Origin of the sequence: Rhizobium sp. B21/90, from assembly GCF_019355815.1 — a bacterium.
GTDB classification, from domain to species: domain Bacteria; phylum Pseudomonadota; class Alphaproteobacteria; order Rhizobiales; family Rhizobiaceae; genus Rhizobium; species Rhizobium rhododendri.
Genome location: NZ_CP072163.1, coordinates 1,411,023 through 1,436,910, shown reverse-complemented (window position 1 = coordinate 1,436,910; position 25,888 = coordinate 1,411,023). Strand labels below are relative to the sequence as shown.

The following is a 25,888-nucleotide window of genomic DNA, read 5'->3' as shown; positions in this document are numbered from 1 at the left end:
GATGCGGGCAATTCGATGCGTCATCATCTAGGGTGACGAAGTTGCCTGTCTCTCCCATCCTGCGATCAGGAGATGATGAAATGGTACAGAAACCACCCGCGCGCAGGCGCAAGAAGACGGACGCTGGCCCGGACGGCATGATGACGATGTTTGTGCTGAAAACCAACCCTTTCGCCGACGTCGACGGTTTTTTGCTGCCCCCCGGTGCACGGGTGGCGGTGGTCACGTCGAAGCCCGCGGCTGCAAGATCGGTCGCGCGCCGCCTGTCCGAGCGCATTCAGAGCGATGGGTTCGTCGTTCGTACGGCCCAAGCGGAAACTGCTCGCCAGGAAACACCGCGAACAGATGCAAAAGCTGGGATCGACAGAGGCGCTTTCGAGCCTGACGCTCGTAGCAAGGCAATCCTTCAGGGCATCCGCATCGCACAATCCGATCTGAAGGCCGCTGGCGGAGCCTATGACCTTGAGGAAGTTCAGGCGCTTCTCAATGGCATCACGCGCCAGGCGGTGGACAAGAGGGTTCAGGAAGGCAGCTTACTAGCGGTGCCGGGACCCAGCAACCGGCGCCGCTATCCCACCTTGCAATTTGATCGGTCTGGAGTCTTGATCGACGGTCTGAAGGAAGTCCAAGCGGCATTGCCGGTTGAAAGCCCTTGGGGCGTGTTGAACTTTCTGGCAAGGGAAGACGACAGACTGAGCGGAAGACGACCGATCGACGTATTGCGTGGAGGCAACATCGCCCTCGTCGTCGATGCGGCACGCATATTTGGAGAACAGGGCGCTTGAGCCCTCCTCCCCCACCTGGCGATTTTCAGAGCCGAAAACCACAGATCGTATCGATCGCTGTCAGATCGGAGATGCATCGGGTCTACACGTCGACATTCGAACCGGTTTATTTCGATAGATCCGAACTGACCCGCTACAACGCGCCAGACGGATCCTGTGGCGTTCGTTGTATGGCTTGGAAAATCGAGGGGGCCTTTGCAGAGACATTCCTCCGGACGCCTGGCAACACCCTCACCGATATCGGGTTTCTCGAAAGAAAAACCTGTAAGGGCGTGTCCGCGACCGAGGGCCGCCCACGATCACCTGACGGTCGGGGACTTGCCGTGGCTGGTAAGACTGCGTGGAGGTTCCCATTCTGGCCTGCACTATCGCGTGCCGCAGGCATGGACCTGCCCGGTTGCCGCGTTCGAGACCTTGATCAAGTTCGAAAAGCTGGCCTATATCCCCTCTTTCGCCGCGTGACTGGGCAAGGGGAGGCTCTCGGGTCCGATTGGCCGAACGGAAGGGAAGGGACCCCGCCCCGCTTGTGAAGCGGGCCGCAGAGCTCGCGACGAACTCAGCAGGGTCGAGGGCGCCTTCACGTTCTCTGGTCACTCCCATTGCGCTGGCCTCGCTCCACTGCCGAGGTCGACGAACGCTTCGTCCAGGAAACGGCTTGGTGTTCCTACGGATGACACGCAGATATCAGCGGCGGCGCGATCGGCCCGGCTTAACTCTAACCAATGCACCAGAACTTTCGCTGTCCCTGCAGCTGCCACCGTCTGACGGCGCACTTTGCAGAGACGCGGCTCAAGCATTATAGTCATGATGGTCATTCCAGTTGTAGGTGAGACAATGCGCGCATCGATGCACGATGATATGAGCTGGACAGTTGCGGGAGCGAAGGCGAAACTTTTGGAGGTGATGGAGCGCGCGCAGGTGGCGCCTCAGACCATTACCCGCAACGGAAAGCCGAGCGTGGTGGTCGTCTCTGCCGAGGAATGGGAGAAGAAGACCGCGCGTCGGGGATCGCTTGCGGAATTTCTATTGGCGTCGCCTCTGCGTGGCGCCGATCTGGACGCTGAGCGGCTAAGAGACGAGCCGCTCGACTCGTCCCTATGAGACTGCTCCTCGACACCAATTTTCTGTTGGAAGTTACAAAACTTCGCCCCGCTGAATGTGTCTTGAGTTGGCTTGACGTGCTTGATGAAGATCGCACATTCATCAGCATTGTCTCGATTGCCGAAATCCGCCGCAGCGTTGCGCTTATGGAGATTTGGCGAAAGCGCGACGCCTTGGACACGTGGCTTACGCATGATCTGCCCCAGCGTCTTGACAAAAGGATTATTCCGGTGGAAGCGCATGTTGCCTTGGCTTGGGGTGATCTCACGGCTCTCGCCAAGCGAAGCGGCCGGGGACTGCACAATCGACGGTCTGGTCGCGGCCACCGCCGTCGCTCGCGATTTGACGCTTGCGACACGCAAGACGAAGGATTTCGAAGGCTTCGGAATAGACCTCGTTGACCCATGGGCGGTCTGACTGGGCCTTCGCATAGGCTCTGAAAGGATACTGCGGATGCTTTCCTACCGCTTGCTCAAGAACTACGCCGGCATCCTGTTGATCGGCGACTACACGTCCCTGACCTGGCTCCATGAAGTCGTTCACGATGTAAACGATCGCTCGCCTCTTGTGAAAGACAAGGAAGGCTCCTTCCTCGGGTTGGCGTATGATGTGCGAAAACCCTATGAGCGGCAGCGCGAAATTATTCATCCACCCAAACGCTCTGAGGAAGTCGGCGTCCGCTATGGTGTCCAGATCCTTTGGCCCGTTCTCATGTTGCAGCAGAGGCTCCTGAGGCAATCTCTCGCGTTTCTCGATCATACAGCCAAGACACAAGCCATCGCTTATGCCTTGGAGGCGGTCATCGAGGATGGACTGCGCGGAGATTTTGGAGCGCAGGCCGGGATTGTCATCGATCTTTGGCAGCGCCTCGACCCAGCTCAGCCTGAAGTGTTCGACATGATGGATAGTCGCGGAGGTCTTTATTGCTCATGGACGAAAAGGCAAAGGAAGGCCGGCTTTGCGCAACTTCTGTCCAGTTTCGACCCGATGTATGAGCGCTTTTATTCTATGCGACTGAAGAACGGCGATAAAAACCTGATTTCTCCGGCGGAATTCGCCGCCTGGGAACATGCAGAGTGGCCCGATCCGCGCTGGTAGAACGCCGGCGTTTCATCGGCGGTCCGAAAGGATAGGTTCCCTCCCCCCGATTGCGGGTGGAACCGTGAGGTGAGATCTCAGAACCATATTTTTAAGGTAGCGCTTCAATTGAAAGCGACAGCTGAAAGCCACAATCCGACTTGGCAACAGGCCGAGCAGTCGCCAGTCATCGATTGGTACCCCATTCCGATGGACTGATGCAGGCGACATCGGACGGGCCATGGCCCGACGAAGCATGAAATCAATCATCCCGTTTGACGGCTAGTGACCTGGGATGGCGGTTGCACTTCGCCCGCTCAAGGACCGAGGGCGTTGACCGGTTCGCCCATGGAACCGTGGACGTGAGATGGGCATCGATTTTCAGGATGCACTACCCCATCGTTTCAGGCCACCTTCTGCCGACGCCTCTGCCCAAGACCACTCTCCTTGGCCAAACGTGAACGTGCCTCCGCGTAGGCCGGGGCGACCATGGGATAGTTGCTCGAAAGCTCCCGTTTCTCGCGATATTCTTCCGGTAGAAGCGAGTGATTGGTCCTTAGATGGCGCTTCAGAGACTTGAAGGCAAGCCAACATTCCAGGCACGTCAATTTCGTCCTGGATGGACTTTCGGACGGAAATGACTGGCTTCTGCTTTTCGGCAACCACTTCAGCGGCGGGCGGCAGGGAGCTCGACGTCAAAGCCGCGTGCACCTCGGCGATGAGGGACCCCAAATCGCTCACGGACACGACATGGTTGCCGATACGATATCCGAGGTCAATTCAACGAGTAAGTCCTCCCTTGGAGCGATTGCTGGAGTTTCCATCCGTCCGATCTCTTTTCCAATATCGCCGTATTGTCAGGCGCGAGAGGAACCCGCTTCCAGCCCATTCCGTCGACCAAAGCCACGAGCCGGCATGATTGAACTGGACCTGGCTGTGTCCGATGCGATGCGCAATCGTTGGAACGCTTGCGTCCGGCTCCATCGCCTCAGCCACGGCCCGTTCTTTAAATTAATTGGTCCAACGACGCCGAAACTGCCACGGAACGCCTTCAAGCCGGTCCCTAGCGGCCTCGATCCCAAGGAGTTTCTGGCCCGAGAGCTAGGAGCAGACATAGAAGCTCACAGATTGTGAAGTGTCTATCCGCAATACATATAAACGCTCTACCGATGCCAGATAGGGTCAGCTTGCCGCTTATGTTGATCCCAATGAAAGCTTTGCTATGAGCGTTGTGCGAGCAACCGTCTCCCTGCCAGGGGTCGCCATACCACCCCTGGCAGGGAGACGGACATGTGGCCTTGCCGTGGACTGTGGTATCGGCAGGCGGGACAGCACAATTCGCAAACTACGGTAGGAGCAGGGTCGTGGAGTTTTGGAGTGCAGTGGTCGTTCTGGCCTATTTTCTGGCGGGGATCACCCGTATCAATAAAGATATGCTGAGCGGTCGGCTCGGTGAACCAGGCTCCGATCGCAATCGGACAACGGGGATAGCCGTGGTGGGAGTATTTATATGGCCCCTCTATCGGCGCCTCGCCGGGATTGTTTTCTCGATGATCATTGCAATCTTGGTCACGGCGCTGTTGATGTGGTGTGTGTCCGTGTTTGCCGGGCTGGTATGGCAGATAACAATTGTAGCCGTGATCTATGGCCTCTTGCTGCTGTCCAATCTCGCGACGATCAGAGGGTGACGTTGACGCAGATCTGGAGCCACCATGCCAGAAGCGGCGGGTTCTTTTTTCAGTCCATGTTAGAACGGAGTCGGCGGGATCCGTACTTTCCCGAGCGCCTCGTTATATTGCCAAGCACGCAACTCTTACGCTCGGACTCCAAATCCTACTATGTACGCACGAAGTGATCCGCCCGGTCGTTAGGATCTGCCAGCAGGGCACTCTCGCGTTCGATGCCGGTGACAAGCTTGCCGACGTGTTCGCGGCCAATAGACCAAGCGTTGGCACTGCTCAATGTAATCCGCCGTAAGGGTATCTAAGTAGCCATGGAATGATCTGCCACTCGGTGCTCTGGCCGAGTATGCCGAAGGAACAGCGTGAGCTCACTGGTGGAGAAGAGCGGATGGCACTGCCTAATACCAGGCGTCACCACTTGCTTTTTTGCCGCTTGCGTCACAGAATCGATCATTCGTTGCGCAATGTTGGCATTTCCAAAGAAAATTTTCATGAGGCCGTTTTGATCTTCCCCGAGCAACTTGATCATCTGCCCGCCACAAAACGCCGCGAGCTGTCTCACGTTGTGCAGATTATCTTTGAGGAGTTCGAGCACGCCCAGAAAACCAAACTTTCTGAAAAAGCTCGCGCGGGACGAATCCTGAAGCTGATCCTGTTTGGCTCCTATGCCCGAGGCGATTGGGTCGAAGACCACGACAGCGGTTACCGCTCCGATTACGATCTGCTCGCTGTCGTCAACACCAACCGATTTGCCGAGGAGAACGACGTCTGGCTGAAGATCGACGAACACCTGACACAGGAATTCACCGTCACACACCACCTCCAGACGCCGGCAAAAGTCATTGTTCATAGCTTGTCGGACGTGAACGATAAACTAGCCCGCGGCCTGCCCTTCTTTGTCGACATCGCCCGTGATGGGATTACGCTATACGAAGTCCCTGGGCATCCGCTAATTGAGCCAAAGCCACTGACGCCAGAGGCTCAGCGCCAAGAGGCGCTGCGGCATTTCGATCAGTGGTTTCCGCTATCAGTCGATGCATTCGCTTTCGCGGAGTTTGGAATTTCAAGCCAAAGATGGCGCGATGCCGCGTTCATGCTGCACCAAGCATCTGAACGGCTTTACCATTGCGTCCTTCTCGTCCTGACCCTCTACAGCCCAAAATCGCACCGCCTTGGCATGCTCAGAACCCATGCGGAGCGCATCGATCCACGCTTAATTGAGGCTTGGCCGCGCGACACAAAGTTTGCAACGCGATCCTTCACCCGCCTCGACCGTGCCTATGTTGATGCCCGATATTCAGCCCACTATGAGATCACCAAAGAAGAGCTTGATTGGCTTGTCGGCCGGATCAAGCAGCTTCAGGACATCGTCGCACAGATCTGCGCCGAAAGGCTCAAGTGAAGGTCTGAACTTGAATTACGATTTGACGGCTCTAGGCAGCGTGTTGTCGGGCAGACAGAAGACATTCCGAATTACACTGCAATACTGAGTCCCGCGGCTGTCGCTGCCGCGAGTGGACCTTCCTGTCACCGTTTTGAGTTATATTGTCGAATTGGGCTCTCTGTTGTCCATTTGCTTTAGGACTTCGCTATGCTCAGCTTGGGGCTCCGAAAGAAACTTGGCCGCGTCGGGCTGTGCGCTGGCCTCGCTCCATCGTGCTCTACGCGGATTTGCTCAGGACACTATGGCCAACCGTGGTGGACGATTTTCCAACATCGTTCGTGAGTGGCATTCTGTGCCAGAAGTTTGGCGCGCAGCATTGGCGAGCTGGTTGACCGAAGCTTGGCAGATACGGGGAATTCCATGCATCATCATTTGACCGAGTTGTCCAGGTTGACAAAATTGCCTGCCTCTCCCATCTTGTGACTAGGAGAAGATGACATGGTAGAGAGAGCACCCGCGCGCAGGCGCAAGAAAACCGACGCAGGCCCAGACGGCATGATGACGATGTTTGTGCTGAAAACTAATCCTTTCGCTGGTGTCGACGGTTTTTCGCTGCCCTCCGGTGCACGGGTGGCAGTGGTCACGTCGAAGCCTGCGGCTGCCAGATCGGTCGCGCGCCGCCTGGCCGAGCGCATCCAGAGCGATGGATTCCTCGTTCGCATGGCCCAAGCGGAAACTGGTCACCAGGAAACACCGCGAACAGATGCAAAATCTGAGATCGACAGAGGCGCTTTCGAGCCTGACGCTCGTAGCAAGGCAATACTTCAGGGCATCCGCGTCGCGCAGTCCGATCTAAAGGTCGCGGGCGGGGCCTATGACCTTGAGGAAGTTCAGGCGCTTCTGAATGGCATCACGCGCCAGGCGGTGGACAAGAGGGTTCAGGAAGGCAGCTTACTGGCGGTGCCGGGGCCCAGCAACCGGCGCCGCTATCCCACCTTGCAATTTGATCGGTCTGGCGTCTTGATCGACGGTCTGAAGGAAGTTCAAGCGGCATTGCCGGTTGAAAGCCCTTGGAGCGTGTTGAATTTTCTGGCAAGGGAAGACGACAGGCTGAGCGGAAGACGACCGATCGACGTATTGCGTGAAGGCAACATCGCCCTCGTCGTCGATGCGGCGCGCAGATTTGGAGAACAGGGCGCTTGAGCCCTCCTCTGCCACCTGCGGATTTTCAGAGCCGCAAACTCCAGATCGTATCAATCGCTGTCAGATCGGAGATGCATCGGTTCTACACATCGACATTCGAACCAGTTTATTTCGATAGATCTGATTTGGGCCGTTTTAACGCCCCAGACGGATCCTATGGCGTTCTTTACACGGCTAAAAAGATCGAGGGTGCCTTTGCCGAGACATTTCTCCGGACGCCTGGCAACACGCTGATCGACATCGGGTTTCTCAAAAGAAAAGCCTATGTGCGTCTGTCCGCGACACGGGACCTGCGCATGGTCAATCTCACCGGTCAGGGACTTGCTGTAGCCGGTGCAACCGCGGAGGTTCCCCATTCAGGCCTGCCCTATCGGGCGCCGCAGGCATGGTCCCGGGCGATATTCGATCACGGTGAAAATGTCGACGGTATCGCTTATCACGCACGTCACGACGATACGGAGGTGTGCTATGCGATATTCGACCGCGCCGGCCTGGCGCTCAGCGAGACGGCGCGCGAACTCCATCTCGATGCGGACTGGTTTTGGCGTATTGCGGAGGAATATGGCTCGGGACTCTCGCCTTAGATGGCACCGCTGACTCGATGCCGGCGACAAGCTTGCCGACGCGTTCGCGGCCAATAACCTAATGGCACTTGCCAAGCGAAGCGGCCGGGGACTTGCATGCATGCACGGTCTGATCGCGGCCACCGCCGTGGCTCGGGATTTGACGCTTGCGTCACGCAAGACGAAGGATTTCAAATGCTTCGGAATAGACCTCGTTGACCCATGGGCGGTCTGACTTGGCCAACGCATGAGTTCTGAAAGGATACTGCGGATGCTTTCCTACCGCTTGCTCAAGAACCACGCCGGCATCCTGTTGATCGGAGACTACACGTCCCTGACCTGGCTGCATGAAGTCGTTCACGATGTGAACGATCGCTCGCCTCTTGTGAAAGACAAGGAAGGCTCCTTCCTCGGGTTGGCGTATGATGTGCGAAAAGCCTATGAGCGGCAGCGCGAAATTATTAAACCACCAAAACATTTTGAGGAAATCGGCGTCCGCTATGGTGTCCAGATCCTTTGGCCTGTTCTTATGTTGCAGCAGAGGCTTCTGAGGCAATCCCTCGCGTTCCTCGATCATAAGGCAAAGACACAAGCCATCGCTTATGCATTGGAGGCGGTCATCGAAGAGGGATTGCGCGAGGATTTCGGAGCGCAGGCGGGGCTTATCGTCGATCTTTGGCAGCGCCTCGACCCAGCTCAGTCTGAGGTGTTCGACATGATGGATAGTCGCGGAGCTCTCTATAGCTCATGGACGAAAGCGCAAAGGAAGGCTGGCTTTGCGCAACTTCTCGCAAGTCTCGACCCGATGTATGACCGCTTTTACCCTATGCGCGTGAAGAACGGCGATAAAAACCTGATCTCTCCGGCCGAATTCGCCCTCTGGGGAAATGCGGAGTGGCCTGATCCGCGCTGGTAGAACGCCGACATTTCATCGGGGGTCAAAGAGGATAGGTCCACTCCCTTGATTGAGGGTGAAACCGTAAGGTGAGGTTTCGGAAGCGCGATTTAGAATTGCAATTTAATGGAAATCGATAGCTGAAAGCACCAGCCAGGCTTGGAAACGGGCCGAGCAATCGCCTGTCCTCGATTGGCCCTCCCGTTCCAAGGGACTGATGCAGGCAACTCCGGCCGGGCCATGGCCCGACACAAGCGTCAAATCCCCGATCCTGTTGGAGGGCTTGCGACCGGGCGTGGCGGTCACACTTCGACCGTTCAAGGACTGTGGGCGAGGGCTGCCTTGCCCAGGGAAGGGAAACACTTGATTCTGGCACTGGAGATGGGCATCGATTTTCAAAGACGCCCTACCCCATCGAATCAGGCCACCTTCTGTCGACGCCTCTGCCCAAGACCACTTTCCTTGGCCAAACGCGAACGTGCGTCTGCATAAGCCGGTGCGACCATGGGATATTCGCTCGAAAGCTCCCATTTCTCGCGATATTCATCGGGTTGAAGGGAGTGACTGGTCATCAGATGGCGCTTCAGCGACTTGAAGCTAAGCCCACATTCCAGGCACGTCAATTGATCGTCCTGGAGAGATTTGCGGACCGAAATGGCCGGCTTCTGCTTTTCGGCAGCCACTTCAGCGGGAGGTATCGAGCTTGAAAACAAAGCCGCGTGGACGTCAGCGATGAGGGAGCCCAAATCGCTCATAGGAACGACATGATTACTCACGTAGGCCGATACGATGTCTGAGGTCAATTCAACGAGTAAGTCCTCGCTGGCAGCGTTTGATAGATTTTCCATCCGTCCGATCTCTATTTTCAATATCGCCGCTTTGATCAGCCAGCGAAATAAAAGTATGTGTAGTCTCTTTCATATAAACAACAGAAACGCAACTTTGATAGTGGAGGAAATTAGGTTTAATAGCCCTGTTCGAGATGGTAACGGGTTGCGGAGAAAGTATACTTGGCTCCAAATCCGCGCTGATGTTGCACCGCTCCGCCGTTACATACCTTTGCGTGCCGTGCCGTGCCATTCGCCGGCAATGCCGACAGCTCCGGGCCTATGGGGTTTGCGATCTACAAGATCAGCACGTTTGCTTCATTACCCACCATCGCGTCGCGAATTATTCGATGTACGCTGCCTATTGAGCCTGACCGTCCGACGATATCCTTCGACGGTCACTCCCTGCGCGACCTACATCGTCCGGCTCGACGTTGAAGGGCAGAGACGCCGACGAAGGCAAAGGCAGCAGGCAAGCAAGCAAGGGCCCGACGGGTCCGGCGGCACCTGCATGTCACCTGGAGATGCCTTCGGCGGCCGTCCGGTCGCGCGACGCTGTTCTGGCGACCAATCGTGATAGGGTACGACCCACATCTGATCTGAAGATCCTTAATCGGAGTTTTCCATGCGCCGCATCTTCATCACCGGTTCTTCTGATGGCCTCGGCCTTGCTGCTGCCAGTTCGCTCCTGGAACAAGGCCACGAGGTCGTCCTTCACGCCCGGACCAGGGAAAGGGCCTCCACATTGCGAAGCATCGCATCCCGTGCATTGGCTGTCGTCATCGGCGATCTCACGAGCGCAGTCGAAACCCGCAAACTTGCCGATCAGGTGAACGCGATCGGCCGAATGGATGCCGTCATTCACAATGCTGGGGTCTATGCCGAACCCCAGCGTGGCAATACCCCCGAAGGTCATGCGCGGACGCTGGCCATCAACACGCTGGCACCCTATATTCTGACAGCCCTCATCGATCGCCCGGACCGTCTGGTCTATCTCAGCAGCGGGCTGCACCAAGGTGGTGGGGGCTCTCTTGAGGACATCGATTGGACGGCAAGACAGTGGAGTCCATCTCAAGCCTACGCGGAAACCAAACTGCAGATCGCCGCATTGGCCGCAGCGATCGGCCGCCACTGGCCGCAGGTGTTGAGCAATTCCGTCGATCCGGGCTGGGTGGCAACCAAAATGGGTGGAGCCGGAGCACCAGGCAACCTCAAGACCGGGCAGGAAACCCAAAGCTGGCTGGCGGCAAGCGATGATCCATCCGCCAAGGTCAGCGGCTTCTACTGGCATCATCGCCAACAACGACAACCGAGTGCCGAGGTAACCAACATAGGCTTTCAAGACCAGCTGGTGGTCAAGTTGGAAGGACTGACCGGTGTGGGCCTCTTCGGGTAGCACATTGAGAAGCGCTCGATGACGACACCGATTGGGTTGATTGGGCAGCGGGTGGGCCAGCCAACATTGCCGAGACTGTGTATTTCTGCCGCGACGTTGGTCTTCGACATCGTTCACGCCAGATTGTCTCTCGCTGTCGAACGTCTCGGGACAAGAGGTATCGGACGTCTGTAATTGGAACCAAGCTTTGCCATGCCGGTTTTGTGCAGACCGGAAACCGAGAACCAGACATGAATCCCCAGCCTGACAACATACTCGTCGCGACACGAACCGCCTTCAGCCAACTCGCTGCGCTCGCAGTTCAATACTCCTTCTCAATCGTCGGTGCCATCGTCCTGCTTGTGATCGGCTGGATCCTTTCGGGAGTGATCAGCCGATGGGTCTACAAGGGAATGTCGCGCATCCATGGCATTGACGAGACCCTGGCCCGCTTCTTCCAGAGCGTCGTCCACTACGGACTGCTGGTGCTCGTCTTCGTGGCGGTCCTCGGTCAGTTCGGCGTCCAGACGACTTCGCTCCTTGCCGCCTTGGGCGCTGCGGGCCTGGCGATTGGCCTTGCCCTGCAGGGCACCCTTCAGAATATCGCGGCCGGAATTATGCTTCTCGTTCTCCGCCCTCTCCGGGTCGGCGAATACATCGAAACAGGCAGCGTCAAAGGCTTCATCGTCGAGATCGGGCTGTTTGCAACCGAGATGAAAACGGTCGACGGTCTGTACCTGATGGCCCCGAACTCGACGCTGTGGAATACGCCGATCACCAACCACAGCAGAGAACGCGAGCGCCGCCAGGAGCTTTCGGTGGCGATCGGCAACGATGTGGATGCCGCAGCGGTCAAACGGACCATCATCGGCATCGTGACCTCAGACGAACGCGTCAAAGCGAACCCGCCTCCCCGTGTCTTCTCGGATGACCTTACCGCCGACAAGACCGTCTTGACGCTCCAGTACTGGGCGACGACATCACAGTGGTCGGAAACCCGTCACGACATGATCGATGCATTGAAGGACGGACTGAAGGCGCAAGGGATTGCCATTCGATAAGGACGACGCCGTATTGGCCCCTCCCGGACATGCGAAATGTTGGACTCGCGCGGGTAAGTGGCCTTTTTAGCGAGGGACAGACGCGCCTATATCGACGGCATGGGCACCTCACCGTCTCAACGGTCAAGGAAGCGGAGACGTCGCGTAGTTTGGGGCTTGACGCTCCATTCTGCATTGAGATCTCCGCCCACCACTAGGATCGCGATCGAAGGTGAAGCTATACACTTCAGCACCTGAGGTAGGACAGGGATCTAAGAGACAGCGCGTGCTCGATGGCGCTCTGGATCATTCGCACGCATCCGAACGACCCTCAAATGACACGGCCGCCTATCAACCGACGAGATGGGTGTAGTCCTCAACGCCCTCGCTCCCTGACGTCATGGCCTTCTGTCGGTCATCCACCTCTGGGCGTAAAACCAACCCCCGAAACCGAAGGCCCGACCGATTTTCTTCAATGTCTCCAGTGTGGGATTAGCAGTTCCTGCTTCCAGTTATGCAATTTGGCGTCTAGATAGCCCAAGTGCCTTGGCAAACTCCTCCTGCGTCATCCCGATCCCTTTCCGGATCTCCGCCACGGCGCCGGGCAGCCGCAGATCCCCTGCTCGAGCCCGTTCCGCCAGTGTTCGCCGGTTTTGCAGAACCTCCTCTTTCGTCGGCTTTCTCCATCGGGCCATGAGTTGTCCTTTGCAATCAGTCGCAGCCGCAAGGGTGCCGTCTGCGATCCCAATGCAGTGCTCGATCGTATAGTCCCGAATGTCCGGCACCGGCCCATATCCTTCGCCACGGCCGGAGCCAGGTGCAGGTGTCTGGCAAACGCGCCAAGCCTGGCTGCCAGTGCTTTCTGCTCGACAAATCAGGCATCAGTTTGCCGTCCAAGAGTGCCATAGTCACGGCGTAATACTACCGGGCATCAAAGTGGGTTTCCAGCGTTAAGCACGTCTATTGACCCTTTCAATGGTGCAGATGATGCAACTTATCACGTTATTCAACCCCTTAAAGTGGGTTGAATAACTGCCATTGGTACCGCGAGCCATGGACATGCTTGCGTTCTCTTCTCACCCGATTGACCATCGACCGGACGCGTAACGCATGACCTGCTAACGAGCAGCTTCAGGGACCGACGGAAATCGCACTCCCAGGCCCTTGTCGGGGATGTACAGACCATCTGCAGCGGTCAGGGCGTCGATCCTCGACTGGCCGACGCCATAAACGCTGCAGTCCTTTGAGCCGGGCTACACCTCAATATTTAAATTATATCGGCAGAGGTGCTTGGCGCTGTTGAGTTAAATGCTCAGGGCCACGAGTTTGGCACGGTCTGCGATCAAAGCCGCTACGCGATTTAACGACACAGGGTCTGCGGCAAGTGGGGACATATCTTCCAATAACCGGGGGATCGCGTCCCCTGTGGCATCAGTCAGTTCTTTCACCCGACGGCGCACTAAAGGTAAGCTGACACCTGTCTCCTTCGAGAAAGCCTGCCAGCCATCAGCGTCCATGTCAGCAAGCGTCGCGCGTTTGCCGATCCGCATAGCCAATTTAGGGGAAAGATCTGGATAGGCCACGGTGGAAAGCAGGTCGTACAGCGGAGCCATCCTAGGTCCAGAATGGTCATAGAGGATCGAGAAATTCTTACCGTGAGCATCCGCATTTCCGATGACGAGATTGAAAATCGCAGCGTCCAAAAGCTTAGCGATGTCCGTGCCCGGCCGCGCAGAGACCCGACGCAACAGCTCGAAGCAATCCTTGAAGGTCGGCCCCCCCTCGCTTGCATACTTTGTTTCAGGTGGCACACCCAGCGCTTGGCAGAAGTCTTCCTGATGGATGCGGAGAACCACACCGTCGCCATCGTGGTGGCGATCGTATCTGTTGACCAAAAGGAAAGGGCGACCATTCGCGGACCTCGGGTCGACGGGAGCAACGTCGAGCCCGATTGCGGCAGCAAGCCTCATCGCGAAGGCTTCATTCTCAGTCGTCCCTGGAAAGCGCGCAATCGGTGGCTTCAAGATGTGCGTCGTCGCCTGGCCTGGTAAGGGAAGTGCGACTTGGCCATCGATGAGAACAACTGGAGCTTTTGATTGGGCGCCCGCAAGCGATAGCCTCAAGCCTTCCTGGCCGGCCAAGAGCGGCCTCGTCGGAAGTGCGTCCAGTATCCGGACGATTCCGACCTCATCGAGAGCTGCTGTTTGCCGATCGGCAATCAGGCCCCCTCCAATCGGTTCCTGGTCTTCGGGCAAAAGTTGAAGCGCGCCGGCGACGTCGCCGCCCAAGCGATCAAGAAGGGCGAAGTCGTTGGCAGGTGAAACACCCAACGCCTGCGCCGCAACCAGACGCTGGCTTTCCTCTGGCAGTAGGCCGCCAAAAAATGGGCGGCATTCACGGCGAGAGAAACGCTCTGGACGCTTCGGTAGGGAGACAGAAAGCGGAAGTGCCTTTTCGTCCTCAAGCCAAGCTTCGGCGTAGGCGAAGCCAATGTCGCCGTGCTGATCTTGGGTGAACTGTCCGACAATGCGACCATTCCACCAGACGTTAAGGACCCTTACCGTCATTTTCTACGTTCACCTGGGGCTAGAATATCAATCGAACAACCGAGCGTTTGTAAAACCTGCAAGACCTTTCCGATCTGTGCTGTCGGTTTGCCGGCTTCGAGATCGACGATAAACCGCAGGCCGACGCCAGAAACGCCAGCAAGCTCGTCCTGCCGCAAGTTTTGCGCCTTGCGTGTGCTGCGGATCAGGGCGCCGATCTCGGCTGGACTGCTAACTTGTTTTGCCATTTTATTTCCCGATCGGGAAAATAGCAAGAAAATCGGCCTTTTGTCTACAGCATATTCCCGATCGGGAAATTCCGCTCAAATTTAGCATACCCGTCCGCCAGAAATTCCCGATCGGGAATATTTCGATTTATAAACATAGTAGCCGCAAGCCTAGTCGAAGCAAGGGGAGACACTGAATGGCTAAATCATCGAGTTTCACATCATCGGCGCGCGACGCCCGGATGAAACTTTCGCAATTCCCGTTCTTCAGTTGGAATGGAATTTGGAATGGCCCTACGCTTCATTTCACCCTAAAACCAATCAAGACGCTCTGTCTCCTCGCTCGCTTCGTTTTTCCGGCTCCCTGCGCGCCTCCCTGGACGCAAGACGACCGGGAAAGTATTGGCGGAAAAGGCCCGGAAAAGGCGGAACGCCGACTTTGACTACGCCATTGATTTTATAAAATGGGGTCTTCGCCCCAGACGGGGGTTAAGCTGCTGAACCTCTTGGAATTCGGCAGGCTTTCCATGTCTACCTAGGGTCGATCGTGACCCGCTCAAACCTTGAGGAGAGGCGTGTGACGACCGATTTCAGCTCCCGTGAATATCAGATGCTTCCTGTGCTCTCGCCGCTACAGATGGAGACGGCAAAGCGTTTCTCCATCGGCGAGCCAACACGGTTCGCGCCCGGCGAACAAGTCTTCTCGGTCGGTGACCACAACGTGCCCGCCTGGCTCGTCCTTGACGGAGCGATCGAGACGTTTCGCCATGATGGCCTGACGCGGCGCGCGCAGTTCACAACGCATCGCACCGGGCAGATATCGGGCGAAGTCAGCCAGCTTTCGGGCCGTCCTATATTGGTAGATGGCAAAGCTGGTCCCGATGGGTGCAGTGCGGTTGCCTTCGATGGAGCGCATCTGCGTGCGCTGGTCATCGGGTCGGCGGACATCGGCGAATTGATCATGCGCGCCTTCATCCTTCGCCGCGTGGCGCTGATAAGTGCCGGAGGCTCGGGGTCCGTGCTCGTCGGCACGCCCGGCCAACCGTCACTGACAAGGCTCGAGGGATTTCTGTCGCGTGTGGCCTTCCCCTATGTCACGCTCGACGCCACCTTAGACACGGAAGGGCGCGCATTGGTCGAACGCTTGGGCATCCTTGCCTCGGAGCTGCCGCTCATGGTCTGCCCCAATGGAACCGTCCTCAGAAACCCGACGGATGGCGACGCTGCCCTGTGTCTCGGCATCACGCCCGATCTCAAGGAAGGCATGGTCTATGACGTGGCGATTGTCGGCGCCGGCCCCGCGGGTCTTGCCGCGTCCGTCTACGCCGCATCGGAAGGCCTGAGCGTCATCGTCCTCGACGAACGGGCCGCGGGTGGCCAGGCGGGTGCGTCCGCAAGGATCGAGAACTATCTGGGGTTCCCGACCGGCATCTCAGGCTTCGCCCTCGCCGGGCGGGCCTTCAATCAGGCCCTCAAATTCGGCGTCGAGATTGCCTTTCCGCTGCAGGTGGCCGACTTGGTTCCGAAATCGGGTCCGGGCGCGCTCCATGCCCTTACATTGACGGACGGCCGTACCGTTGCTGCCCGAACCATCGTCATTGCATCCGGTGCGCGCTATCGTCGTCCGGACATCTCAGGCATCGACAGCTTTGAGGGCGCCGGCATCTCTTACTGGGCGTCCGCCATCGAAGCGCGGCTATGCGCCGGCGAGGAAATCGCCCTCATTGGCGGAGGGAACTCCGCCGGCCAGGCGGTTGTCTTCCTTGCGCCACAGGTCAAGAAGCTGTGCCTGATCGTCAGGCGGAAGCTCGAAGAGACGATGTCAAGCTATCTCATCGACCGGATCGCCGCCCTGCCGAACGTCGAGATCCATACGACGTGCGAGGTGGTTGGGCTCGAAGCCGATAGCGAGCGTCTCCTATGCGGGGCAATCCTGAAAGACAGGCAGACCGCCCGTGAACGTCGAATATCCATGCGGCATATGTTCCTCTTCATCGGCGCGGATCCGAACGCGGCGTGGGTCCGCAACCATGTCGAGACAGATGAACACGGCTTCATCTGCACCGGCAGGTTTTCCGATGCTGCCGGCGGGCGGGCGGCATTCCCGCTTGAGACGAGCCTGCCCAACGTCTTTGCAATAGGAGACGTCAGAGCCGGATCCACCAAACGGGTTGCCGCCGCCGTGGGAGAAGGCGCGGCTGTCGTTGCCCAGATACACGCCGCCCTGGCCGCGATGAAGTAAGAAGCCTCGATGGTTCCTCTGATGACCGTCATCGTCGGCGTCGGTGCGAGGACGGACCGCATCAGGGATGGCTCAGATCGGTGGATCAGCATCCTGTTTCCCGTGTGCTCCCGAAGCGGGACCCGGGAGGGGATGGCAAGTATGGGGCGGAGGCGGCAGCCAGACTGGTTTTCAAGCAAGCCGGCTTTGGCTATCATTCCCCGATGGATATAGACGAAGATAAAATTGACAACGCGGTCTTGGCGCTGCTGTGGCTAACGCTGCATGAGGGTCGTGCTTGGAAGGGTTTTGACTGGGGCACGATGGATCGGCTGTTCAAGAAGGGGATGATCGGGGACCCGGTCAACAAGGCGAAGTCAGTGATCTTGACGGATGAGGGCGTGGAGCGCTCAAAGCAGCTGTTTCAAACGCTGTTTACGTCGCCCCCGTGATAGTGGATCTTTCCGCCTTCCAGTGTCAGCGCAGCAGCTCGTCGGCCCGGCTGGTGGGGATGGTCGGCGGGGCGGGCAAGCTCGTCTGAAAGCCAGGGCTGCGGATCGACAGGGTTCATTGTCGCCCTGGCGGTCAATCTGGACATGAGACCTGCCCGCCGACCGGCGTGATCAGAAGCGGCGAGCCATGCATTTCGTCTCAATGCGATACCGCGCAGCGCGCGCTGAGCGGCGGTGTTCCGTAAGCGATACGGCCATCGTCAGGACGCGTGGGAGGGACGATCGCCGAATGGCACAGGAGCCTTGCGTGGGGCGTCGCCGTTTCGAGCTGCTGTCCTGCGCCTGCGTCGAGGCACACTCCTCCTCCCGCTACCAGTTGACGACCGAGGACGTGGAATGGCGCACGGACCGGGTCGCCGTAGCCCAGAAGATCGTTGGACCCTTATGTGGAGAGGGCTTGGACAGAACAGGTAAGTCGTAAACGAGTGACATCTCCCAACAGCGTTGCACCGGACCGCTTCGAAGGGGAAATTCCAGGCTCGGTTACTGATTGCTTCCTATGGGTGGGCAACATGCCTACTTTTCGAGCGATCCGGCCACCTATAATGTGCCGTGACGTTGATAACTGACCGGAGTTTGACATGAAGCGCTTTCTCATTGCTGCAGCCATCATGGGCCTGGCACACACCGTTTCAGCACAGGAGGCCGTCGTGGGCACCGACAACCCGGACGCGCTGTTTACGAGCAGCGACCCGAAATTGAACACCAACAAGCAGGCTGCCTACAACATTGTGAAGGTGCTGCTCGAGGCCAATCATTGGGAGATGGCGGACAAATACCTGACCGCGCGCTACCTCCAGCACAACCCGAACGCTGTCTCCGGCCGCCAGGGCGTCATCGACTACTTCACCAAAGTCCTCAACAGGCAGCCGTCTGCCATTCCCGACAAGATGAAAACGAAGATCGTCTCGGTCGTCGCCGAAGGCGATATCGTCACCGTCAGCTATCCCAGGGAGGTGAAGGATGCAAAGGACCCTTCGAAGTCCTACACCACGACCTGGTTCGACAGCTGGCGGTTCGTGGACGGCAAGGCCGATGAGCATTGGGATCCGGCAACGAAACCCAACTGAGGCACACCGCCCGTCAGTTTTCGAGCGAGACACTGAGGGGGCCAGACCTGAATCTGGTCGAGATGTCCAGATATCGTTTGTGAGTTAAAACGCCGACGTGAGATCGTGTGGCCAGGGACCGCTGGCGATCCGGGAGGTCGAGCAGGGCCGGTCTCTCCGCCTCATGCGACTGGACCACGCCCGTTGTGATCGGATGTCGAAAACCGCAAGGACGATCGCCTCGCGCAAGCTGACCTCAGCGGCCGGAGCGGCGATCGGGTCGAGCTCAATTGTGGGCTACGAACCGTCATGTCCGCACGCGGCGGATTTGGCTCCTTGCTACTGGCGGCGTATCGAGGCGACGACCTGGTCTGCGTGGGCAGCGTGGAAACCAGATTTGATGAGCGACAGGCTGTAGATCTGAGGACCTCCATCGATCGGCTGCCATGGAAAAAGAAGCAGCCGCCACTTCCATCCTCCGACAAGCGCAAAGTAGTGTGGATCGCGCCTATCCTTATTGCCGAAATCGAGTATCGTGCGTGGACCACTGACCAGAAACGGAGGTATGCGGCTTTCAAGGGCCTTCGGAAAAGCAGGGCAATGCGGACGTTTATCGCGTCGTCGAAGACGATGGAGTTTAAGGCCGACAGCTGCTAAGGTCGTCTCGGATTGAACTAAGGGTATTGAATGCTGCTGGAATCGCTCAAAGAACGATGGAAAGCTATCGAGGAAATCGGCTCCGACGCTGAAAAGCGCGGCGAAGTCCTCGGCGTCGTTCCGTCCTGGCAACCAGCCATCGAAGGAGAGACGTTCGATTTCCCTCCCACGCCTACCCCTCTCCCTTCTAGAACCGAAATTCGCAAGCTTCGTGACATGAAGCGCGCGCATTTGCGGACAAACCTCGGTAGGGGCAGGAAGAAGAGAGCGGCTGGTTAGCTCTCCATGCCAAAGCCGATATGCACGATTTTGGCGGGTCCCAACGGCTCCGGTAAATCCTCCATATATGAGAAGTATCGTCCCGCTGGCGATTTCGTGAACACGGACGAAATCCAGAAGAGCTTGCCTCAAGGGTTGGCAGAAAGCGCAAACCGGGTAAAGGCTGGCCGGATAGCGATCACGCGCATTAACCAGTTGATTGCCACGAAGGCAGATTTCGTTTTCGAAACCACTCTCAGCAGCGAGCATTCGATCAAGGTCATCGAGCGAGCCAAAGAAGCTGGCTTCCTGGTCAACATGATCTTCGTATGCCTGGATACCGCGACGCGGAACGTCGAGCGCGTGCGGTTTCGCGTAGCCGACGGCGGTCACGACATTCCAGAGGAGGCAATCATCCGACGCTACGAAGCGGCGTTTGAAAACCTACCCCGAGCCCTTCATGTGGTCGATGAAGCCGTTCTCATCGATAATTCCCGTAGAAAGCCCGTGATCGTTGCAACGATGGAAAACAGCAAAGCCATTCAGGCCCATTACGAGGGTTCAGAATTGCACGACAGGCTCCTCGACATCGTTGAGGATGTGGAAGAAAATCGATCAACGCGGTAGCTGCCCTAGAATCCAGCGGTTTGCTTGCTTGTTTCCACATCCCAGGCAGCGAAGACGGGGTTGCAGGGAAGGAAGAATTGCATTTCCCCATCCGTCGAAGCTCGTAGCGATCAATCCACCCTTCCCGTTCGCAACACGGAAGGCTGCCACCAGAGCATTCAATTGCGGCAGGTCGCCGATAGCTGTCGCTAGCGGTCTGAGACGGGCCCAATACACGCGATCGCGTCCCTGCTCGGCCGTCTCCGGTCGCCAAAGCGTTATCGACGACTTCACCAAAGTCCTCAACACGCAGCCGTCTGCCATTCCCGACAAGATGAAAACGAAGATCGTCTCGGTCGTCGCCGTCAGCTATCCAGGAGAGGTGAAGGACGCAAAAGCCCCTTCGAAGTCCTACACCACGACCTGGTTCGACAGCTGGCGGTTCGTGGAGGGCAAGGCCGATGAGCTTTGGGATCCGCCAACGAAACCCAACTGAGGCACACCGCCCGCCAGATTTCGAGTGAGACATTGAGGCGTCCCGCCCTGATCTAGTCGAGATGTCCCGATATCGTACGTGAGTGAAACGCCGACGTGAGATCGCATGGCCAGACAATCGCGGCCGGCGTCAGAATCCGGCATCTGCCATCGAAATGGGCGGCCGATCGCAAGGAAAAGCACATGCGGATTTTTCTCGCTTTGGTTCTTCTTGCCACATCCGCGGGCAACATCGTCGCCGGTCAGGCCGGACATGCCGACCAACTGGTCCAGCAGCTGGGGCGAGGCATCAATGTCCTTGGCTACGACCCCATCTGGAAAGACCCGAGCAAGGCGCATTTCCAGCCAGGCGACGACAAGATGCTCCACGCTAGCGGCTTCCAGCACATCCGGGTCAACCTCCAAGCCTTCACACACATGGATGCTGCGGACAAACTCGATCCGAAATGGCTCGAAACGCTCGATTCCGTTATCGAGCACGCGACCGAGGCTGGCCTGCTGGTCATTCTGGATGAGCATGATTTCCAATTCTGCGGCAGAGATGTCGACGAATGCCGCACCAAGCTCCTTGCGTTTTGGCGGCAGATAGCGCCTCGCTACCGGAATGCTCCGGCGTCCGTCCTCTTCGAGATTCTGAACGAGCCCAACAGGGCAATGACACCGGACCTCTGGAACGGACTGCTTTCAGAGACGCTCGCACTCATCCGGCAGACGAACCCGACGCGCGGCGTGGTGATTGGACCGGCCAACTCAAACAATTTCCATTCCCTGGACGCGCTGGTCCTGCCGACCACCGATCGAAACATCATCGTGACCGTCCACTACTATGACCCTTTCCCCTTCACGCACCAGGGCGCGACATGGACCGTCCCGAGCCGCGAGCGGCTGATCGGTGTGCCATGGGGTACCGACGCCGATCACCAGACGATAGTGCGGAATTTTTCGACCATCGCTGCCTGGTCGAAAGCCCATGATCGTCCCATCCTCCTTGGCGAATTCGGCAGCTACGACAAGGCCGATATGGCGGCTAGGGTTGCCTGGACTTCGGCTGTGGCTCGAACGGCGGAAAGCGACCACTTCGCATGGTCGTATTGGCAGTTCGAGAGCAGTTTCAGCGCCTACGATATCGCTAATCGGCACTGGATAGAGCCACTCTATGACGCTCTCATACCAAAGACGACGATACGCCCGTGACGAGCCGCTGTCATCGCCGTCCGGCCGAAACGGATCGCCATAGCGGCGGCAGAGCCAGGTCCTAATCAAGCCAGAATATTGACCGCTCGAGCCTCAACGAGCGCCGGTTTCAGCGGCGAGGCCGCTGCTTGAGCCACCGTCAAAGGCCTGTCCCCTGGCGACAGGGGCATGGTGTCGGTGAGCGAAACGCCGTTGCGGATGCGTCGGCACGGATGGCAACTATCAGGGGTTTTCGACCGGGTTATCAGGCTTCACCCTCGTCGGACGCGCCTTCCATCAGGCCTTCAAATTCGACGTCGAAATTGTTTTTTTCGCTCCAGGTGGCCGACTTGGTTCCGAAATCGGGTCGCCGATACCGTGGTTCCGCCACCAATCAGGTTGTCCGACTTGTGGCCGGCCCGCTGAAGCAGCCGTAGCGTCATGATCGGAGGAAGATGACCGACATGCAGACTGTCAGCGCTCGCATCGAACCCCACCTTGGCGGGAACAATTCCTGCCTCGAAGGCAGCGTGAGCCAGCAAGGTCAGTCGCTTGGTCGACGCAGCCGCTTGGCCGACAAGATGCAACGGATCTGCCAGCATACCTATACGATGGCCTGGATGGACGGGACCGAAGCGGCCCAGGTGCCGATTTTGGATCGCAGAAAAGCGATGATGGCGCAAAAGAAGCGGAAATCGCAGCTGTCACGACCATTCCTTCATGTTTCCGTCACCCCGGAAGCGCGCGCCGTGGCATCGAACCCCGCCGCAAACTGTTGTTCTTGACAACAACGGAAAGCATTTTTATCAATAACAACAACATGAATGCCGTGCTGCGTGAGAAAGCCGGAACCGTCGTCAATGACAAGGCCTTTTTCAAGGTCGTTCTCTGGCGTTTGCCAGCGCCGGTCCTTTAAAGCATCCACCCGTTCAAATACCGGCTGGCGCTCGTCGCGGATGGAGAGTGCGTCCTTCGATACGACAATGAGCGTGGCAAGGGTGAGCATCGCCCCATTGGCGGACTTGAAGAAAAGATAGAGTTCACAGATCTGGAAGCGCTGTTCGATGCCTTTCAGGCGGACATGGAAAGGATACTGGCATGAGGACTTTGATTGTCAGGCTCGGCACGATGTCCGATGCCAAGGCCCGGTTTGTCAACGCGGGACGCGAGGCGCTGGAGGGCTCGGCCGAACCTGTCACGCCCTCGATTAATTTTGCCAGTTACGATGACATGCACCGGGTTCTTGCCCCGTCGCGGCTGGCGATCGTAAAAACGCTGGCAGGACAAGGACCGCTGGCGATCCGGGAGGTCGCCCGCCGTGTCGGCCGCGATGTGCAAGCCGTCCACAAGGATGTGACGACACTCGTGATTGCCGGCGTCATTGATCGCGCGGCGGCCGGCGTGGACTTTCCCTATGACCGGATTCATTTCGAGTTCGACGTGCAGGCGGCTGCCTGATCCAGCCGCCATCTTGAGCAGGCGCCTGGGCATCGAACCCGGTGGGGTGCAATGCTGCGCAGGGCGGTCGCTTCGACGGATCGATAGATCGTCGCCGCGTCAGAAACCGTCAGCAGTAGATCTAAGATGGGCTTTTTCGTTTGAGTGCGGCTCGTCCTCCTAGTCGTCTCTCCACGTGCCGATCTACGCTCGGCCTGATAAGCGCTCTTGTCTTGGTGCCCAGCATTTCGTCGATATCGTAGGAACGTACAGTTGCGTGCACCATATCGCCGTCGTCGTCCAGTTTGGCCACCTGCACGTCCACCAACGGATAGAGTGAGGCGCTTTCATTGAGGTTGACCTCAACTTTGATAATCTGTTCACGGTTCAATCCCAGCGGCACAAACCCGTAGGCAGTGCGAAGTATCTTCGACGGGCGCATCGCATTTCGGATTGCCAGCCGCGCATTTCCTATCAAAGAGTTGGATGGCCGACCGAGTTCGGGGGTGAGAACTCGCCTGAGATGTTCGTCCAAGGTTTGTTGATCCATGGGCTTGACGAGAACTAGATCGATGTCTTCAGAATATCGCGCGGCAGGAGCGAGATGCGCTTTGTGAAGGACCGTACCACCGCGCATTGCCAGAGATTCCCGCAGTATGGGATCAGCGAAGATCGCGGCGACCCCGCGCGCTAGACGGAGGTCTTGCTCGACCTGGCTGGGTTTGGGCCACGGTGCATAGTTCTGCCAGGCGGTCAGATGGGATTGGATCATCACGCGTTTGCATTCCCGATATTTGCAGCGATCCGCACTTTAAATCTATGGTCCACGAATTGCGACACAGACTTATTGTCAACCGTCTGTCTGCCTCCAGTCAATGGAACGATCTGCAGAGGCCGCTTCTTGAGCCAACGCTCAACAGGCAGTGACAGCTCGTCCTGCCCATCCATTTCCATCAAGGCTCCGAGGCGCTGAGCGAGAGACACATTGTTCACGGCGTCGAGAGTTTTGGCGACCGCATCCTTTGAGCAGTGCATCCACATGCCATGCAGAACCTCCCGCACCCGGGGAATGCCGCCCAGCATGCTCTCGTGCTGTATTATATCGAGGACCGTCAGCTCCGGTGTACTGACCTTGAAGCGCCCGTCTGATGTCTCGTGCCATCCAGTCGGCATTTCATCCAATCGCGATCGCGTTTGGAATTCAACTCGATGACGGCCGACTGCCACGGCTCGCCGTCGCTCCGGCACCATGACCTGAGTCACCATAATGGCATATGGAGAGACCCCGTAGAGTTCTGCCGCACTGAGCATTGCCACGTAGTACGGCGTCATGAGTGTCTTGTTCAAATATTAATGTAGCCAGGATTCGAGTGGAGGCGCTCCCATCGCGGCATTTTGTAGAGGGACGATCAACCAATGTGACGAACCTCGAGAGATTCCCGCGAGGCGACCCAGCCGCTGTTGACGGAGTATGGCCTTACGCAGTCCCTCGTCGGTAACGCCAGGAAGCGCAGCCCGCAGGTCGGGCGCTCGTACGTTTAGCTTACCCGAGCGTTCAAAGTCATCAATCACCTTAGATAAGTTCGTACCCATGGTTCGCGTCGCTCCGATAAAATATTCGCGTTATGTACCACTAAATGTCTTTTAACGCGAAAATTTTAATAATCCTTAGATGTTCATTTAAGCTCAATTGAGGTCCAGCGCGTATCAGTTTCCGATCGAGACACTCGGGCGTGTAGATAAAAGTGCCTGCGGCTAATGAGCATCCTGCTGTGTTTGCCAGCATTCTTGCTTGGGACAGGACTCCGGTCGAACCGATCGGCGCGCTCTAGATAAATAGACAGCAGGCAAGCAGGGACGTGTTATCACCAGGCATTACCAGGTGATAGGAGGGTCAAAGGCGTGGCAACGTTGCTTAACATCGATGACGGCCTCAAAACGCGCGTCCAGCAGGAAGCTTTGGCGTCCCGGAAGGCCTGTCAGGAAACCGGCCCACACTTGACCGTCACGGAAGTCGGTAACTGGCTAAGCACCTGGGGCACCGATGACGAACAGGCGGCGCCCGAGTGCCATAAGTCATCATCACGGAAGGCGCGGTCCAAGGCTTGGAGCGGAGCCGTCGCCTCCTGGCAGCCAAGACACCGGAAGCAGCCCAACGCGCCGGCCGGGCCATCGAGCGGCAATTCCAGCGGCTGGAGAAGTCGCCAGACGTTGGGCGCCCCGCCCCCGAACGGCCGGAGCTTTAAGAGGTGTTGGTGGCGTTTCACCGTTCCGGCTATGTTGCCGTGCAACGCCACGACCCAGCCGCCAGTGCCGTGTATTTCCAAGAGTTTAGGCATCTGAAAGAGGCGGCAATTGAGCGAAATCTTGCCCTCGTCTCGTCCTGCCACGCTGCAAAGGAATGGAATAAGCTTGCGGCTTCAACGCGACTGTCACGATCAAAACCGCCCGCAGAAGCCCCACCGTGCGGCGCCCAGCGAGCCATCTCGTGGAAGCGTCCAGACAAAGGGGTTTGAAGATTGTCCCAATCTCGCGGCCCCGTATCCAGGACTTCCCTACAGGAGGTTGCTGCTGACCTCAGTGGGTGCGATCATCGCGCCGATTGTCGTCGACCTCAAAAATCTGCGGCTTCCTTGCGTCCCATAAGCCTCGCGATTTTCGGTCATCGCAACTCTGCATATAAACAGTCGTGTTTGATCCGGTGGTGACAGACGTAGGGGCTTGGTGGGCCGAGTTGGACGTTATTCGTCGGCCCTTGGCCCTCATCAATGCCTG

28 protein-coding genes and 5 pseudogenes are annotated in these 25,888 nt (G+C 57.7%); 24 read left to right on the top strand and 9 right to left on the bottom strand.

Annotated features, from left to right (window positions below; all coding sequences use genetic code 11):
• Positions 1-80 precede the first annotated feature (80 nt).
• The 4 genes and pseudogenes from J5278_RS24635 (at position 81) to J5278_RS24620 (ending at position 2,984) form a co-directional block, all read left to right on the top strand.
• Complete coding sequence (locus J5278_RS24635) at positions 81-785, top strand: hypothetical protein (RefSeq protein WP_247749907.1); 705 nt, start codon at positions 81-83, stop codon at positions 783-785.
• Positions 786-1,619: 834 nt separating this feature from the next.
• A complete protein-coding gene (locus J5278_RS24630; RefSeq protein WP_209186804.1) occupies positions 1,620-1,886 on the top strand; it encodes a type II toxin-antitoxin system prevent-host-death family antitoxin in 267 nt (88 codons plus the stop codon).
• Positions 1,883-2,303 (top strand): annotated as a pseudogene (locus tag J5278_RS24625) (type II toxin-antitoxin system VapC family toxin). Before J5278_RS24630 ends, J5278_RS24625 begins: the two are co-directional and overlap by 4 nt.
• A gap of 78 nt (positions 2,304-2,381) precedes the next feature.
• On the top strand, positions 2,382-2,984 hold the full coding sequence (locus J5278_RS24620) for a hypothetical protein (protein WP_257623437.1): 603 nt from the start codon (positions 2,382-2,384) through the stop codon (positions 2,982-2,984).
• Positions 2,985-3,367: 383 nt separating this feature from the next.
• Here J5278_RS24620 and J5278_RS24615 read toward each other — a convergent pair.
• Positions 3,368-3,787: pseudogene (locus J5278_RS24615) on the bottom strand (MucR family transcriptional regulator).
• 540 nt (positions 3,788-4,327) lie between these two features.
• On the opposite strand from J5278_RS24615, the gene J5278_RS24610 reads away from it, so the two are divergent.
• The 6 genes and pseudogenes from J5278_RS24610 (at position 4,328) to J5278_RS24590 (ending at position 8,711) form a co-directional block, all read left to right on the top strand.
• Positions 4,328-4,651 carry a hypothetical protein gene (locus J5278_RS24610; protein WP_209186802.1) on the top strand — a complete coding sequence of 108 codons (324 nt, stop codon included), beginning with the start codon at positions 4,328-4,330 and terminating at the stop codon, positions 4,649-4,651.
• A 496-nt stretch (positions 4,652-5,147) separates the two neighbouring features.
• Positions 5,148-6,047 carry a HEPN domain-containing protein gene (locus tag J5278_RS24605; RefSeq protein WP_247749910.1) on the top strand — a complete coding sequence of 300 codons (900 nt, stop codon included), beginning with the start codon at positions 5,148-5,150 and terminating at the stop codon, positions 6,045-6,047.
• Between the two features lie 537 nt (positions 6,048-6,584).
• Positions 6,585-7,232, top strand: a complete 648-nt coding sequence (locus tag J5278_RS24600) for a hypothetical protein (RefSeq protein WP_247749906.1) — start codon at positions 6,585-6,587, stop codon at positions 7,230-7,232.
• A gap of 125 nt (positions 7,233-7,357) precedes the next feature.
• Positions 7,358-7,816 carry an RES family NAD+ phosphorylase gene (locus J5278_RS24595; RefSeq protein ID WP_247749905.1) on the top strand — a complete coding sequence of 153 codons (459 nt, stop codon included), beginning with the start codon at positions 7,358-7,360 and terminating at the stop codon, positions 7,814-7,816.
• Positions 7,817-7,856: 40 nt separating this feature from the next.
• Positions 7,857-8,030, top strand: a pseudogene (locus tag J5278_RS31240) (VapC toxin family PIN domain ribonuclease); the annotation flags it as partial.
• Between the two features lie 36 nt (positions 8,031-8,066).
• Positions 8,067-8,711 (top strand): hypothetical protein, encoded by a 645-nt coding sequence (locus J5278_RS24590; RefSeq protein ID WP_209186799.1) that lies wholly within the window; start codon positions 8,067-8,069, stop codon positions 8,709-8,711.
• 398 nt (positions 8,712-9,109) lie between these two features.
• On the opposite strand, the gene J5278_RS24585 is transcribed toward J5278_RS24590, so the two are convergent.
• Positions 9,110-9,538, bottom strand: coding sequence for a MucR family transcriptional regulator (locus J5278_RS24585; RefSeq protein ID WP_209187847.1), 429 nt, complete (start codon positions 9,536-9,538; stop codon positions 9,110-9,112).
• Between the two features lie 604 nt (positions 9,539-10,142).
• Here J5278_RS24585 and J5278_RS24580 point away from each other — a divergent pair.
• Both J5278_RS24580 and J5278_RS24575 read left to right on the top strand, forming a co-directional pair.
• Positions 10,143-10,913, top strand: a complete 771-nt coding sequence (locus J5278_RS24580) for an SDR family NAD(P)-dependent oxidoreductase (RefSeq protein WP_209186798.1) — start codon at positions 10,143-10,145, stop codon at positions 10,911-10,913.
• A gap of 230 nt (positions 10,914-11,143) precedes the next feature.
• Positions 11,144-11,953 carry a mechanosensitive ion channel family protein gene (locus J5278_RS24575; protein ID WP_209186797.1) on the top strand — a complete coding sequence of 270 codons (810 nt, stop codon included), beginning with the start codon at positions 11,144-11,146 and terminating at the stop codon, positions 11,951-11,953.
• Positions 11,954-12,444: 491 nt separating this feature from the next.
• Here J5278_RS24575 and J5278_RS31690 read toward each other — a convergent pair whose 3' ends face one another.
• From J5278_RS31690 to J5278_RS24560, 3 genes are all read right to left on the bottom strand, one after another.
• A complete protein-coding gene (locus tag J5278_RS31690; protein WP_257623477.1) occupies positions 12,445-12,501 on the bottom strand; it encodes a hypothetical protein in 57 nt (18 codons plus the stop codon).
• 735 nt (positions 12,502-13,236) lie between these two features.
• Positions 13,237-14,499, bottom strand: a complete 1,263-nt coding sequence (locus J5278_RS24565) for a type II toxin-antitoxin system HipA family toxin (protein ID WP_209186796.1) — start codon at positions 14,497-14,499, stop codon at positions 13,237-13,239.
• Positions 14,496-14,726 carry a helix-turn-helix transcriptional regulator gene (locus J5278_RS24560; protein WP_209186795.1) on the bottom strand — a complete coding sequence of 77 codons (231 nt, stop codon included), beginning with the start codon at positions 14,724-14,726 and terminating at the stop codon, positions 14,496-14,498. The genes J5278_RS24565 and J5278_RS24560 overlap by 4 nt, the downstream gene beginning before the upstream one ends.
• A 176-nt stretch (positions 14,727-14,902) precedes the next feature.
• On the opposite strand from J5278_RS24560, the gene J5278_RS24555 reads away from it, so the two are divergent.
• The 3 genes from J5278_RS24555 to J5278_RS24545 all read left to right on the top strand — a co-directional run bounded on the left by J5278_RS24555 (position 14,903) and on the right by J5278_RS24545 (position 17,378).
• On the top strand, positions 14,903-15,148 hold the full coding sequence (locus tag J5278_RS24555) for a hypothetical protein (RefSeq protein ID WP_209186794.1): 246 nt from the start codon (positions 14,903-14,905) through the stop codon (positions 15,146-15,148).
• A 167-nt stretch (positions 15,149-15,315) separates the two neighbouring features.
• Entirely contained in the window at positions 15,316-16,947 is a 1,632-nt protein-coding gene (locus J5278_RS24550; protein ID WP_209186808.1) for an FAD-dependent oxidoreductase, read from the top strand.
• 203 nt (positions 16,948-17,150) lie between these two features.
• Positions 17,151-17,378 carry a DUF6429 family protein gene (locus tag J5278_RS24545; RefSeq protein ID WP_209186807.1) on the top strand — a complete coding sequence of 76 codons (228 nt, stop codon included), beginning with the start codon at positions 17,151-17,153 and terminating at the stop codon, positions 17,376-17,378.
• A gap of 25 nt (positions 17,379-17,403) precedes the next feature.
• Here J5278_RS24545 and J5278_RS31230 read toward each other — a convergent pair.
• Positions 17,404-17,640 (bottom strand): annotated as a pseudogene (locus J5278_RS31230) (IS66 family transposase); the annotation flags it as partial.
• Positions 17,641-18,019: 379 nt separating this feature from the next.
• Here J5278_RS31230 and J5278_RS24535 point away from each other — a divergent pair.
• The 6 genes from J5278_RS24535 to J5278_RS24510 all read left to right on the top strand — a co-directional run bounded on the left by J5278_RS24535 (position 18,020) and on the right by J5278_RS24510 (position 21,697).
• Positions 18,020-18,508 (top strand): nuclear transport factor 2 family protein, encoded by a 489-nt coding sequence (locus tag J5278_RS24535; RefSeq protein ID WP_209186792.1) that lies wholly within the window; start codon positions 18,020-18,022, stop codon positions 18,506-18,508.
• A 288-nt stretch (positions 18,509-18,796) separates the two neighbouring features.
• Positions 18,797-19,144, top strand: a complete 348-nt coding sequence (locus J5278_RS24530) for a hypothetical protein (RefSeq protein ID WP_247749904.1) — start codon at positions 18,797-18,799, stop codon at positions 19,142-19,144.
• 30 nt (positions 19,145-19,174) lie between these two features.
• Entirely contained in the window at positions 19,175-19,423 is a 249-nt protein-coding gene (locus J5278_RS24525; protein ID WP_209186791.1) for a hypothetical protein, read from the top strand.
• A gap of 6 nt (positions 19,424-19,429) precedes the next feature.
• Complete coding sequence (locus J5278_RS24520) at positions 19,430-20,029, top strand: zeta toxin family protein (protein ID WP_209186790.1); 600 nt, start codon at positions 19,430-19,432, stop codon at positions 20,027-20,029.
• Between the two features lie 313 nt (positions 20,030-20,342).
• A complete protein-coding gene (locus J5278_RS24515; RefSeq protein WP_209186789.1) occupies positions 20,343-20,504 on the top strand; it encodes a hypothetical protein in 162 nt (53 codons plus the stop codon).
• Between the two features lie 182 nt (positions 20,505-20,686).
• Positions 20,687-21,697: a glycoside hydrolase family 5 protein gene (locus tag J5278_RS24510; protein WP_209186788.1), complete on the top strand. Its 1,011-nt coding sequence runs from the start codon at positions 20,687-20,689 to the stop codon at positions 21,695-21,697.
• A gap of 284 nt (positions 21,698-21,981) precedes the next feature.
• On the opposite strand, the gene J5278_RS24505 is transcribed toward J5278_RS24510, so the two are convergent.
• Positions 21,982-22,278, bottom strand: a complete 297-nt coding sequence (locus J5278_RS24505; RefSeq protein ID WP_209186787.1) for a hypothetical protein — start codon at positions 22,276-22,278, stop codon at positions 21,982-21,984.
• A 218-nt stretch (positions 22,279-22,496) separates the two neighbouring features.
• On the opposite strand from J5278_RS24505, the pseudogene J5278_RS24500 reads away from it, so the two are divergent.
• A pseudogene (locus J5278_RS24500) lies at positions 22,497-22,778 on the top strand (DUF6516 family protein).
• Positions 22,775-23,134: a transcriptional regulator gene (locus J5278_RS24495; RefSeq protein ID WP_209186785.1), complete on the top strand. Its 360-nt coding sequence runs from the start codon at positions 22,775-22,777 to the stop codon at positions 23,132-23,134. The pseudogene J5278_RS24500 and the gene J5278_RS24495 overlap by 4 nt, the downstream one beginning before the upstream one ends.
• Positions 23,135-23,255: 121 nt before the next feature.
• On the opposite strand, the gene J5278_RS24490 is transcribed toward J5278_RS24495, so the two are convergent.
• Together J5278_RS24490 and J5278_RS24485 are read right to left on the bottom strand one after the other, a co-directional pair.
• Positions 23,256-23,885: a nucleotidyl transferase AbiEii/AbiGii toxin family protein gene (locus J5278_RS24490; protein WP_247749909.1), complete on the bottom strand. Its 630-nt coding sequence runs from the start codon at positions 23,883-23,885 to the stop codon at positions 23,256-23,258.
• Complete coding sequence (locus J5278_RS24485; RefSeq protein ID WP_209186783.1) at positions 23,885-24,445, bottom strand: type IV toxin-antitoxin system AbiEi family antitoxin; 561 nt, start codon at positions 24,443-24,445, stop codon at positions 23,885-23,887. Before J5278_RS24485 ends, J5278_RS24490 begins: the two co-directional genes overlap by 1 nt.
• Positions 24,446-25,218: 773 nt before the next feature.
• Between J5278_RS24485 and J5278_RS24480 the strand changes: the two genes are divergently transcribed.
• Positions 25,219-25,359, top strand: a complete 141-nt coding sequence (locus J5278_RS24480) for a hypothetical protein (protein WP_209186782.1) — start codon at positions 25,219-25,221, stop codon at positions 25,357-25,359.
• The last annotated feature ends 529 nt before the right edge of the window (positions 25,360-25,888 follow it).

Bases quoted from the DNA above. Each gene is read 5' to 3' on its own strand.
- J5278_RS24565 (WP_209186796.1), bottom strand. From the start codon at position 14,499: ATGACGGTAAGGGTCCTTAACGTCTGGTGGAATGGTCGCATTGTCGGA.
- J5278_RS24525 (WP_209186791.1), top strand. From the start codon at position 19,175: ATGCTGCTGGAATCGCTCAAAGAACGATGGAAAGCTATCGAGGAAATC.
- J5278_RS24580 (WP_209186798.1), top strand. From the start codon at position 10,143: ATGCGCCGCATCTTCATCACCGGTTCTTCTGATGGCCTCGGCCTTGCT.
- J5278_RS24530 (WP_247749904.1), top strand. From the start codon at position 18,797: ATGTCCGCACGCGGCGGATTTGGCTCCTTGCTACTGGCGGCGTATCGA.
- J5278_RS24555 (WP_209186794.1), top strand. From the start codon at position 14,903: ATGGCTAAATCATCGAGTTTCACATCATCGGCGCGCGACGCCCGGATG.
- J5278_RS24545 (WP_209186807.1), top strand. From the start codon at position 17,151: ATGGATATAGACGAAGATAAAATTGACAACGCGGTCTTGGCGCTGCTG.
- J5278_RS24635 (WP_247749907.1), top strand. From the start codon at position 81: ATGGTACAGAAACCACCCGCGCGCAGGCGCAAGAAGACGGACGCTGGC.
- J5278_RS24490 (WP_247749909.1), bottom strand. From the start codon at position 23,885: ATGATCCAATCCCATCTGACCGCCTGGCAGAACTATGCACCGTGGCCC.
- J5278_RS24520 (WP_209186790.1), top strand. From the start codon at position 19,430: ATGCCAAAGCCGATATGCACGATTTTGGCGGGTCCCAACGGCTCCGGT.
- J5278_RS24535 (WP_209186792.1), top strand. From the start codon at position 18,020: ATGAAGCGCTTTCTCATTGCTGCAGCCATCATGGGCCTGGCACACACC.
- J5278_RS24585 (WP_209187847.1), bottom strand. From the start codon at position 9,538: ATGGAAAATCTATCAAACGCTGCCAGCGAGGACTTACTCGTTGAATTG.
- J5278_RS24600 (WP_247749906.1), top strand. From the start codon at position 6,585: ATGATGACGATGTTTGTGCTGAAAACTAATCCTTTCGCTGGTGTCGAC.
- J5278_RS24630 (WP_209186804.1), top strand. From the start codon at position 1,620: ATGCGCGCATCGATGCACGATGATATGAGCTGGACAGTTGCGGGAGCG.
- J5278_RS24575 (WP_209186797.1), top strand. From the start codon at position 11,144: ATGAATCCCCAGCCTGACAACATACTCGTCGCGACACGAACCGCCTTC.
- J5278_RS24485 (WP_209186783.1), bottom strand. From the start codon at position 24,445: ATGACGCCGTACTACGTGGCAATGCTCAGTGCGGCAGAACTCTACGGG.
- J5278_RS24515 (WP_209186789.1), top strand. From the start codon at position 20,343: ATGAAAACGAAGATCGTCTCGGTCGTCGCCGTCAGCTATCCAGGAGAG.
- J5278_RS24560 (WP_209186795.1), bottom strand. From the start codon at position 14,726: ATGGCAAAACAAGTTAGCAGTCCAGCCGAGATCGGCGCCCTGATCCGC.
- J5278_RS24590 (WP_209186799.1), top strand. From the start codon at position 8,067: ATGCTTTCCTACCGCTTGCTCAAGAACCACGCCGGCATCCTGTTGATC.
- J5278_RS24510 (WP_209186788.1), top strand. From the start codon at position 20,687: ATGCGGATTTTTCTCGCTTTGGTTCTTCTTGCCACATCCGCGGGCAAC.
- J5278_RS24550 (WP_209186808.1), top strand. From the start codon at position 15,316: ATGCTTCCTGTGCTCTCGCCGCTACAGATGGAGACGGCAAAGCGTTTC.
- J5278_RS24495 (WP_209186785.1), top strand. From the start codon at position 22,775: ATGAGGACTTTGATTGTCAGGCTCGGCACGATGTCCGATGCCAAGGCC.
- J5278_RS24505 (WP_209186787.1), bottom strand. From the start codon at position 22,278: ATGCTGGCAGATCCGTTGCATCTTGTCGGCCAAGCGGCTGCGTCGACC.